Consider the following 11,693-nt stretch of genomic DNA (forward strand, 5'->3'; position numbering starts at 1 on the left):
AGAAGATAACAAATTGAAATTCAATAATATATAAAATTACTGAAGTACAGTATTAGTGGAAAAATAGATTTACAATATTATATAATTATTTTTGCACTTAGTATTTTTATTGAAATAGAGTATATATCTTGGGAACAGCGTAAGTTGTCGGACGTAGCAGATGTTAGGGATGGAACACATGCTTCTCCGAAGTATATTAGCGAAGGACATCCGCTTGTGACATCGAAAAATGTTAAAGACGGTTTCGTGAATTATGATGATATTCAATATATATCAGATGAGGATTTTGATGAGATAAATAAGCGTTCAAAAGTGGATGTTAATGATGTTCTTATTGGTATGATTGGAACTATTGGAAATATAGCTTTAATCCGTAAAGAGCCTGATTTTGCAATAAAAAATGTTGCTTTGATAAAGGATGCCAAGAAGATAAATTACTTGTATATTTATCACTTTTTACAATCCAATAGCACGATAAAGCAACTTACTAATTCGATGGATGGCGGTACACAAAAATTTATTGCATTAGGTAATATAAGGAACCTTGATATCGATATCCCAAGTGATCAAGAACAGGCAAAGTTGGGACAGTATTTTGAGTCCCTCGACAACCTTATCACCCTTCATCAGAGTAAGCATTATAAAGTGATTTTTATTAAAGAATTATATCTTGGGAACAGCGTAAGTTGGGGGAAATGGGTTCAACTTTCACAGGACTATCTGGAAAAACGAAAGAAGACTTTGGACATGGAGATGCAAAATTCATAACTTATATGAACGTATTTTCTAATCCTATTGCCAATTTAGATATGACAGAATATGTTGAAATCGATTCAAAACAAAACTGTGTTAAAGCTGGGGATGTATTTTTTACTACGTCATCTGAAACACCAGAAGAAGTAGGAATGTCGTGTGTAATGTCTGAAAATGCTGATAATATCTATCTTAATAGTTTCTGTTTCGGGTATAGACCAACTGTAGAATTCGATTTGAATTATTTAGCATATGTACTTCGAGCAGAATCTTTCAGAAAAAATATGACTTTTTTGGCACAAGGAATATCGAGATATAACATTTCTAAAAACAAAGTAATGGAGATAAAAATTTCAGTGCCTTCATTGGATGAACAAAATCTGGTTGGAGCCTATTTTTCAGATCTCGACCACCTTATCACTCTTCATCGGAGTAAGCAAATAACAACAAAAAATATAGAAAATAGGAGAAAAAGTATGAACGGATTTAATAAAGAATTAGAATTTGAAGAAGCGCTTATCACTGCACTTCAGAGTAATGGATGGGAGAATCAGGTTATTAAGAATCCTACCGAGGAAGATCTTATTCAGAATTGGGCTAACATTCTTTTTGAGAATAACAGAGAGATTGACAGGCTTAATGATAAACCATTAATTAGAGAAGAAATGGACGAATTGATTGAACAGATAAAGAATTTGCGTACGCCATTAGCTTTAAATGGATTTATTAATGGAAAGACTGTATCAATCATCAGAAAAAATCCAGAAGATACTTTACATTATGGAAAAGAAGTTAGTTTAAAAATTTATGATCGAATGGAGATAGCTGCAGGGCAGAGCAGATATCAGATTGTTGAACAGCCTATTTTTAAAAGACATGATAAGGTGCTTCAAGACAGACGTGGTGACATTATGCTTTTAATAAATGGAATGCCGGTATTTCATATTGAGTTAAAAAAGACAGGGATTCCTGTTTCGGAAGCAACTAATCAGATAATGAAGTATGCACATGAAGGTGTGTTTACCGGAATTTTTTCTCTTGTACAGATTTTCTTTGCAATGAATCCGGAAGAAACTTTATATTTTGCAAATCCCGGTCCGGATGGCAAGTTTAATTCTGATTTCTTTTTTCATTGGGCAGATTTTAATAATGAACTGATTAATGATTGGAGAGTTATAGCTTCAACTATTTTGTCTATTCCATTGGCTCATCAATTGGTAGGCTTTTATACTGTTGCAGATGATTCTGATGGAGTACTTAAAGTTATGAGAAGTTATCAGTATTATGCAGCAAATAGAATTTCAGACTGTGTTTCAAAGAAAGATTGGAAGGACGGAAATCAGTTAGGAGGATATATTTGGCATACGACTGGTTCAGGAAAAACAATGACATCTTTTAAATCAGCACAATTAATAGCCAATTCTAAAGATGCAGATAAAGTAGTGTTTTTGATGGATAGGATTGAATTGGGAACTCAGTCATTAAAAGAATATAGAGCATTTGCAGATGATGTTGACGATGTTCAGGAAACTGAAGATACAATTATGCTTATTGGGAAATTAAAGAGTATAGATCCAAAAGATACATTAATAGTTTCATCAATACAGAAGATGAGCAATATAAAGAAAGACGCTGCAGTAAAAATGCGAGCAAAGGATCTTGAAGAAATACAGTTGAAGAGAATAGTTTTCATAATAGATGAATGCCACAGATCAACTTTTGGTGAAATGCTTAGTACAATTAAAGAAACTTTTTCAAATGCGTTGTTCTTTGGATTTACAGGAACACCTGTATTTACAGAAAATGAAAAAGTTATGAGCACCACAGCCGATATATTTGGCAATGAATTGCATAGATATAGTATTGCTGACGGAATTAGGGATAAAAATGTTTTGGGATTTGACCCATCTATGGTAATGGTTTATAAAGACAAAGAGATAAGAAATGAAGTTGCGTTATATAAGGCTAAAGCTGAGTCTGTTGAAGATGCATTAGGAGATCCTGAAAAGAGCAAAGTGTATTATCATTATATGTCCGATCAGGAAGTATCTATGGCAGACACATATTTAGAAGACGGAACGATTGTAAAAGGAATTGAAAGTTATATCCCTAATAAGCAGTATGAAACAAATGACTATCAGTATGCAGTTGTAGATGATATAACAAATAATTGGCTTGTAATGAGTAGAAATAACAAGTTTCATGGTATTTTTGCAACGAGTAGTATTCCGGAGGCAATCAGTTATTATAAAAAGTTTAAAGAGAGAATGCCGCAGCTTAAAGTAACAGGAATCTTTGATTCAACAATTGATAATGCAGGTGGCCAGAAATCTTTAGATAAAGAAGATGGCTTAAAGGAGATGCTTGAAGATTATAATAATATGTATGGTCAGCATTTTGATATAGGTAGTTATGCAACTTTTAAAAAGGATGCTTCTGCCAGATTGGCACATAAGAAACCGTATGAAAGAATTAAACCGGAACAACAGTTAAATTTATTAATTGTTGTGAATCAAATGCTTACGGGATTTGATTCTAAATGGATTAATACTTTGTATTTAGATAAAATATTGGTGTATCAAAATTTGATACAGGCTTTTTCACGAACAAATAGATTATTTAATATTAACGAAAAACCATTTGGTTCTATACGTTATTACAGAAAGCCACATACAATGAAGAAAAATATAGAATTAGCAGTTAAGCTATATTCAGGTGATAGACCAGCAGGATTGTTTGCTGACCATTTGCCTGAAAATGTTATGCATATGAATTTGGCATTTAAGGAGATGATGGCTGTATTTGAAGGGGAAGGGATTGATAATTTAGAAAAACTTCCAGATGATACGATACCAAGAGCTAAGTTTGCAAAATTATTTAGACAATTTTCAACATATTTACAGGCAGCAGAAATTCAGGGGTTTAATTGGAAAGATATAATGGAAGTTACGGAAGATGATAAAGAAGAGATTTATATAAAAGTTTTGCCTACAGAAGAAGAGTATAATATTTTGTTGCAAAGATATAAAGAATTAAGAACTCCTGGAGATAACGGTGGAGACCCAAAGGATGACATTAAATTTGAAATAGATCCGTACTTAACTGAGTTGAAGACGGAAGCTATTGATTACAACTATATGAATACCAGATTTGAAAAATGGTTAAAAGCATTAAGTCAACCAAATGTTTCTGAAGAGGAATTAAACGAGACTTTAGAACAATTACATAATTCATTTGCATTTTTGTCACAGGAAGACCAAAAGATGGCGAATCTGTTCTTACATGATGTTCAGACAGGTGATGCTATATTGCAGGAAGGATTAACATTACAGGATTATATTTATCGATATTCAAATAATGAAAAGCGTTCACAAATTACAAGATTGTCTAGATATTTTGGGGTAGATATAAATCTTGTTACAGCATTGTTAAATGCTAATGTAACAAAAGATAATATTAATGAATATGGTCGATTTGATGCATTGAAAGCATCGGTTATAAAAGAAGATGCACAAAAATATTTTGCACTTACAGAGGGAGAAAAAATGCCAATGTTTAAGGTTAATAATAGAGTTAATTCTTTTTTAGAAGATTTTATTCTTTCAGGTGGAAAAGACATAGAAGAACCTGAAAATTGGGATAAATAGTATAGAAGAAATAAACTACTACATTATAAAATATAGTTGCTCTTCATCAGTATTAGAAAACAGGAGGCTAATATGCTAGATGAAATTAAAGCAACAGATTTAGTAATAGATTACTATAAACAATGGATGAGTGTTTACAAGGAAGGAGCAATCAGAGATGTTACTTTTGCAAAGTATAAAATGACGTTAAAATGGTTGCAACAACTTATCCCTACAGTTAAATTGTGTGATTTGTCTAGAATTGTATATCAGCAATTAATAAATGATTATGCAATACATCATGAGAAACAGACAACGATGGATTTTCATCATCAATTAAAAGGAGCTATTCTTGATGCAGTTGATGAAGGACTTATACCTAGAGACCCGACCAGAAAAGTAATAATTAAGGGAAAAACACCTAGAGAGAAAAAGGTTAAATATCTTAATCAATTTGAACTGCATAATTTATTAGCAGGATTGGAATTAGGAAAAGAAGTTAGTTGGGATTATTTTATTTTGCTGGTTGCAAAAACAGGATTGAGATTTTCAGAAGCTTTGGCTCTTACACCAAGTGACTTTGATTTTGCACATCAAAATTTATCAATTAGCAAGACATGGAATTATAAGTCAGGAGGGGGATTTACGTTGACTAAAAATAAATCATCTGTTAGAAAAATCCAAATTGATTGGCAGACAGTAATGCAGTTTGCAACATTGACGAAAAATTTAGAAACGGACGAGCCTATTTTTGTCAAGAAAATTGATGGAAAATATGAGCAAATTTATAATTCAACTATAAATGGAATTCTAAGCAGATATTGTAAGAAAATTGGAATTTCAGAAATTTCAATACATGGACTTAGACATACTCATGCATCTATTCTTCTGTATGCAGGTGTTTCAATAGGAAGTGTGGCTAGAAGGCTAGGACATGCAAGTATGACTACAACGCAAAAAACGTATTTGCATATAATACAGGAACTTGAAAACCAAGATATTGATTTGATTATGAAATCACTTTCAAATCTTAATTAAATAAAAATGCTGGTGAAGAGTGGATAAGGAAAGGAGAAAGAAGAGAAAGAAGAAAAAAGAGAAAAAAGAAAAAAACTACAAGTCCCATCTATTGGACACCAAATATGAGATAATTACCTCAATAAAAGAAAAACATTCTTTTACCACACAATTTGTAAAATATTTATAACACATGATTGGAGGTTAATTATGGGAATTTGGAATGGAAAGGCAGATGGACCGTTAGATAAGTTTTTTGATTTTAATAAAGATGGTAAATTAAATACATTTGAAAGAGGCATGGAATACCGCTTTATGAACGAAACAAGAAATCAGAATAGCCAGAGAAAACAGTATGGAGATTATGAAGATAGTAGTTCCAGATATCATAACAATGAGGAAAACAATGGCAGGACCTACAGCAAGAATAATGATAAGAGTAATAGCAACAACAATAAAGCTGACAACAATGATGACAAGAGCAATAGCAACAACAATAAAACTGACAACAATGATGATAACCATGGCAAATACAATCGTGGAGGTGATTCAACAATGAAAAACAACAAATCAACTTCAGTTATAAAATTTGTTATATTAATAGTAGCCATATTTGGATTAATATACGGCTTTAAATCAATTTACACTAACATAAAAACATGCGCAGAGCCCGGTTGTAATTTTAATAAAGAAAAAGAATTTGATTATTGCTATCGTCATATGAAAGAGCATGGGCTTGATTATGATTTTTCTGATTTGGAAAATGATACAACAGAAAATGATGAAACCTACGAAGAAGAGACAACCCGTTATGACATCATAAATAATATTCAGAAACCAACTAGCAACAGCAACACATATGAAAGAGAGACAACAAGAAAAACTTATAATTATTCAAATAGCTCTAAAAAACATTATTATTATGATGACTCATACGACGATGGATATGATGATGTAATATCAGATGACGACTATGATTATGACCGCTATGATGAAGATGATGATTATGCAGATGGTGTTGACGATGCAATAGATGAAATGATGGAAGAGGGAGAAGGCGATTGGTAGATTTGAAGAAAGTGCTTAAGTTTTATTGAATTAAATCCCAAGTTTACCCGCTTAATATAGAAACACAAAGTGCTACAACAACACAAAAAATGTCATAAAATTTTGCCATAAAAATCCATAAAATCTTTGCAAATAAATTTCAAATCTATTCCCTCAACACCCATTTTATGCTATAATACTAGTAAGAAATCGAGACAGGCTAGGACGGTGGCTTGCTCATATGGAAACTCAGGATTGCATTGACGAAGGTATGTAATTCTGGGTTTCTTTTTTGACAAAATTTATTAAAAAAATTACGGAAAATGGAGTAAGGTCGCAACTTAAATAGTAAATAATTGTGACCGTAAGTTTTGCATATGGATTTGACGCAGGGAAATATAACAGGAAAATTAATTAAATTTGCATTGCCTCTTATGTTAGGAAATATTTTGCAGCAGTGCTACAACATTGCGGACACATTGATAGTTGGAAGGTATGTGGGAAATGATGCTCTTGCCGCGGTAGGGGCATCTTATACATTGATGATTTTCTTAACATCAATAATATTAGGGTTAAGTATGGGAGCCGGTGCTTTTATATCTATGGAATTTGGGAAAAAAGATTATGACCGAATGAAAAATGGAATTGTATTAGCATTTGTGTTAATAGGCAGCATTACTTTGTTAATAACTTTTGTATTTTTTGCGGAAATTAATAATATAATTAAGTTTTTGCAGATTCCAACTGAAATAACGAAGCTTACAAAACAGTATCTTCTTATTATTGGAATAGGAATAATTGGTACATTTTTTTACAATTTTTTTGGAAATGGGCTTAGGGCAATCGGAAACTCACTAATGCCACTTATTTTTCTTGGAATTTCAGCGGTGCTTAATATTGTGTTGGATCTTGTTTTTATAATTAATTTTAAAATGGGAGTGGAAGGAGCAGCTCAGGCGACTGTAATTTCTCAGTATGTTTCAGGAATGGGAATAACCATCTATGCACTTTTAAAATCTACACATTTTAGAATTAAACGCAAGCACTTAAAATTTGATATAAATATTGTTAAGGAGTTAGCAAATCTTTCTATATTAACAGCTTTGCAACAGTCGGTTATGAATTTTGGCATTCTTCTAGTACAGGGATTGGTAAATAGTTTCGGAACGATAGTTATGGCGGCATTTGCGGCAGCAGTAAAAATAGATACTTTAGCATATTCACCGGTACAGGATTTTGGCAATGCAGTATCGACTTTTGTTGCACAAAATTATGGAGCAGGTAAACACAGAAGAATAAAGGATGGCCGGAAGCAGTCTATGATTGCAGCATCTGTTTTTTGTGTGTGCGTGAGTGCAGTAGTGTTTATATTTGCTGAAAGATTTATGGGCCTGTTTGTGTCTGATGGAACTGAAATTATAAAAGTGGGAGCAGGATATTTGAGAATTGAAGGAAGTTTTTATATTGGAATTGGCATATTATTTTTGCTTTATGGATTTTACAGAGCAGTTGGAAAGCCGGAAATGTCCTTGATTCTTACAATCATTTCACTTGGAACAAGAGTTGTGCTTGCATATGCATTATCAGCGATTCCAAAGATTGGTGTCATTGGAATATGGATATCTGTACCTATAGGATGGTTTTTGGCTGATATGACAGGGCTTTTATATATGAAAAAATTACCACTGTTAAAAAGTAGATTTAGAAAGAAATATGACTTGCATATATGAAATATTATCGAAATATATGAAAAATAACCAAAAACTCAATTGACAATTTGGCTATTTATACTATACTTAGATTGTTGTAAGGGATTTAAGGGGTAGATTCTAATGTAATTATTGGTTGAGGTGAGAAAGGATGGGAGTATGGCTAAAACACTTACGGAAAAATTTGAAAGCGAAAGAAAAGAATGCGTAACATCTGAAGATTTTTTAAGATTAATTAACAGATGGAGAAACATTCAGGGAGAGAATGTAGCAGGAGTTGAGTACTCAAGAAAAGCAATGCAATGTCTGAAGAAATGTTAGTTTACATTTTTGGAGGCATTTAAACTACTAGTTGATATCGCGGAGAATATTAATATGTCGATTAACATTACATAAAATGTTTAAAGTCATCTTATTATTGATAAATAAGAGGGCTTTTTTTATTGATATAATTTGATAAAATAAAAGCATAGATTATAGCAGAGAAGGAGACGGGATAATGATTAAACATTTTGTTATATTTACATTTGAAAAAGATTTTTTTAAAGAAGAACATTACAAAGAATATTGTGAGGCATTTGCCAAAATAAAGAATGCATTTGATGGAATAAAGGATGTAAAGATTCATAAAAATTGCGTGGACCGTCCGGCAAATATGGACCTTATGATTGAGATGGATTTGGAAGACGAAAGCGTTCTTGGACAATATTTAAGTTATCCTGAGCATGTGAGAATGGGTGAAAAATATAATCCACATGTAACAAATAGGGTTTCATTTGATTATAAAATGTAATTTGATATGTATCAGGCGGATATTTATTAAGAGCGAAAGAACGATGGAATATTAGCCATGAGTTTTTTAGCTGTATCAGACAGATATAAAATAAGAGCGAAAGTTATATTTATATCATGTGGGCAAAAATAATTGCCGGAAAATTATGAATTTTGATGGGAGGTAAAATGGAGTTAAAGAAGGAACAGTCAAACGACAATTTAAAATACGACCAGTTAAGTATAGAATTGCAGGAACGAATTAAAGACGACAGAAAGCAGGGAAAAATTAATCCTTACAGATGCAATGATGATATGGTAATCAGAAGAAATATGGAACACGACAATCCTAATTTATGGCGACCGGCATTTGTGCGTGATATTGAGAAAATTATTCATTTGCCATATTACAATCGTTATGCGGATAAAACGCAGGTGTTTTCATTTTATAGCAATGATGATATTACAAGAAGAGCTTTGCATGTTCAGCTTGTGTCAAGAATTGCGAGAAATATAGGCGCGGTGCTTGGACTTAATCTTGATTTAATTGAAGCCATTTCTTTGGGACACGATATTGGGCATACACCATTTGGCCACGCAGGCGAAAGATTTTTAAGCGAATTGCTTCAGAATGAAACCGGACGTTTTTTCAATCATAACGTACAGAGTGTAAGGGTTCTTGAAAATATGTTTGCAAGAAATGTCTCACTTCAGACTTTAGATGGAATTCTATGCCATAACGGTGAATTTGAGCAACAGGAATATCGTCCGCACTTTGGAAAAACATTTGCTGAATATGACAGGGAAGTAGAGGACAGTTATGTAATCGGTCATGATGCGATTTCACGTCTTGTACCGCTTACACTTGAGGCATGTGTGGTAAGAATATGTGATATTGTTGCATATCTTGGAAAAGACAGACAGGATGCAAGAATTGCAAAAATAATCGACAAAAATTATCAGTTTAAGACTAATAAAATAGGTGCGGAAAATGCCGCAATAATTAATAATATGACTGTTGATATTTTGGAAAACAGCTACGGAAAAGATTACATATTGTTAAGCAAATCTGTATATAATGATTTGAAAACTGCAAAAAGAGAAAATTACGAAGTTATATATAACAACAAGAAACTTGAAGAGCAGTACAATGAAATTATTAAACCAATGTTTAAGGAAATGTATTATAAATTATTGGATGATGTTCATAACAAGAGCACAGATTCAATAATTTACAAGCACCATATTAAGTTCATAAATGAAAATTTAAAGTACTATAAGCATAAAAATTATCTTGATGAAGAGGAAAATCAGATTGTTGTAGATTTTATTGCCAGCATGACTGACGATTATTTTATAGAGCTGCATAAATATTTGTTCCCTGACAGCAAATATAAAATAGAATACAAAAGCTATTTCCAGTAAACAAAAGAATATTTATGAAAACATAGATTACCGGAAAAATAATTGATTGGTTAAACGTGGATTAACCATTAGATACTTTGTTTATCAAATACAGAATATCCGATAGATAGAAAGGTTATTTTCAATAAACAAAAATTATTAAGAAAAAATTTACTTTTATTAGAAACACTGCTGTACTATAATGAAGAAGTTGTGTAAAAAGATAATTAAAAATATCTACAGATTTATTTAGTCTGATTTAAATAGAGGAAATATTTTATTTAAAAAAATGCCTTCGTGAACTGTAGGTATAAAATTTTTTTTCAAATTAACAAGTAAATAAAATTGGAGGACTTTATATGTTGGAGTTTATTGAATGGCTTAAAGTTGTTTTCTTAGGAATTGTAGAAGGAATTACGGAATGGCTTCCTATCAGCAGTACAGGTCATATGCTTTTGGTAGATGAGTTTATCAAGTTAAATGTAAGTGATGCATTTAAGGATATGTTTTTTGTTGTAATTCAATTGGGAGCAATTTTAGCGGTTGTAGTAATTTTTTGGAATAAAATGTGGCCTTTCCAAATGCCAAAAGAATCTCAATCTATAATTAAAAAAGACAGATTCTCATTATGGTTTAAGGTAGTTGTTTCATGTATTCCGGGTGCAGCGGTTACATTGTTGTTTGATGATTATGTTGAAGCACATTTTCATACACCTGTAGTAATTGCAATTGCATTAATTTTCTATGGTATAGCATTTATCATTATTGAAAATAAAAACAAAAATAAAGTTGCAAGAATTAATACATTAGAAGAAATTGGTTATAAGGACGCATTTTTAATTGGTGTATTTCAGGTGCTTTCAATTGTTCCCGGAACATCCCGTTCAGGCTCAACAATCATCGGTGGTTTGTTGATGGGAATATCAAGAGTTGCTATAGCGGAATTTACATTTTTTATGGCAGTGCCTGTAATGTTTGGCTTAAGTGCAATCAAAATAATAAAATTTGGATTTAACTTTACACATACTGAGCTTGCAATTCTCATATGGGGAATGGTAATAGCGTTCGCAGTATCAATCATTGTAATCAAATTTTTAATGAGCTACATAAAGAAACATGACTTTAAGGTATTTGGCTGGTATAGAATTATATTGGGTATAGTAGTGCTTGCATATTTTTTATAAAATATCTACATAGAAATATTTGTTTTATAATAAATTTTGCACTTTTGTCCTGAGATTGAAAATGATTAGAAGTTAATGACTATAGATTTGAAGCATATTTAATGCCGGAGTCATAAATAGTTTATGGATAAAAGAATCTTGACATAACAAATAAACAATATTAATATATCAAAGGATTAAAA

The 11,693-nt window shown here is 31.8% G+C and carries 9 protein-coding genes; all 9 read left to right on the top strand.

The window, feature by feature from the left end; translation table 11 throughout:
- Positions 1–123: 123 nt before the first annotated feature.
- The 9 genes from DWX29_RS00635 (at position 124) to DWX29_RS00670 (ending at position 11,511) form a co-directional block, all read left to right on the top strand.
- Entirely contained in the window at positions 124–768 is a 645-nt protein-coding gene (locus DWX29_RS00635; protein WP_279218142.1) for a restriction endonuclease subunit S, read from the top strand.
- The gene (locus DWX29_RS00640; RefSeq protein ID WP_118564929.1) at positions 696–4,400 is read left to right on the top strand and encodes an HsdR family type I site-specific deoxyribonuclease; all 3,705 of its coding nucleotides are present in this window, start codon (positions 696–698) and stop codon (positions 4,398–4,400) included. The genes DWX29_RS00635 and DWX29_RS00640 overlap by 73 nt, the downstream gene beginning before the upstream one ends.
- A gap of 72 nt (positions 4,401–4,472) precedes the next feature.
- Positions 4,473–5,417, top strand: a complete 945-nt coding sequence (locus DWX29_RS00645) for a site-specific integrase (RefSeq protein WP_118564930.1) — start codon at positions 4,473–4,475, stop codon at positions 5,415–5,417.
- A 189-nt stretch (positions 5,418–5,606) separates the two neighbouring features.
- Positions 5,607–6,464 carry a hypothetical protein gene (locus DWX29_RS12755; RefSeq protein ID WP_199663666.1) on the top strand — a complete coding sequence of 286 codons (858 nt, stop codon included), beginning with the start codon at positions 5,607–5,609 and terminating at the stop codon, positions 6,462–6,464.
- A gap of 356 nt (positions 6,465–6,820) precedes the next feature.
- Positions 6,821–8,173 (top strand): MATE family efflux transporter, encoded by a 1,353-nt coding sequence (locus DWX29_RS00655; RefSeq protein ID WP_347497635.1) that lies wholly within the window; start codon positions 6,821–6,823, stop codon positions 8,171–8,173.
- Positions 8,174–8,311: 138 nt separating this feature from the next.
- Positions 8,312–8,473, top strand: coding sequence for a hypothetical protein (locus tag DWX29_RS12595; protein WP_158562614.1), 162 nt, complete (start codon positions 8,312–8,314; stop codon positions 8,471–8,473).
- Positions 8,474–8,651: 178 nt separating this feature from the next.
- On the top strand, positions 8,652–8,945 hold the full coding sequence (locus DWX29_RS00660) for a Dabb family protein (protein WP_117908314.1): 294 nt from the start codon (positions 8,652–8,654) through the stop codon (positions 8,943–8,945).
- 167 nt (positions 8,946–9,112) lie between these two features.
- Positions 9,113–10,348, top strand: coding sequence for an HD domain-containing protein (locus DWX29_RS00665; RefSeq protein ID WP_118564932.1), 1,236 nt, complete (start codon positions 9,113–9,115; stop codon positions 10,346–10,348).
- 338 nt (positions 10,349–10,686) lie between these two features.
- Positions 10,687–11,511, top strand: coding sequence for an undecaprenyl-diphosphate phosphatase (locus DWX29_RS00670; RefSeq protein WP_118564933.1), 825 nt, complete (start codon positions 10,687–10,689; stop codon positions 11,509–11,511).
- The last annotated feature ends 182 nt before the right edge of the window (positions 11,512–11,693 follow it).

The sequence above is a fragment of the Eubacterium sp. AF19-12LB genome (genome assembly GCF_003479125.1).
GTDB lineage: Bacteria > Bacillota > Clostridia > Lachnospirales > Lachnospiraceae > Eubacterium_U > Eubacterium_U album.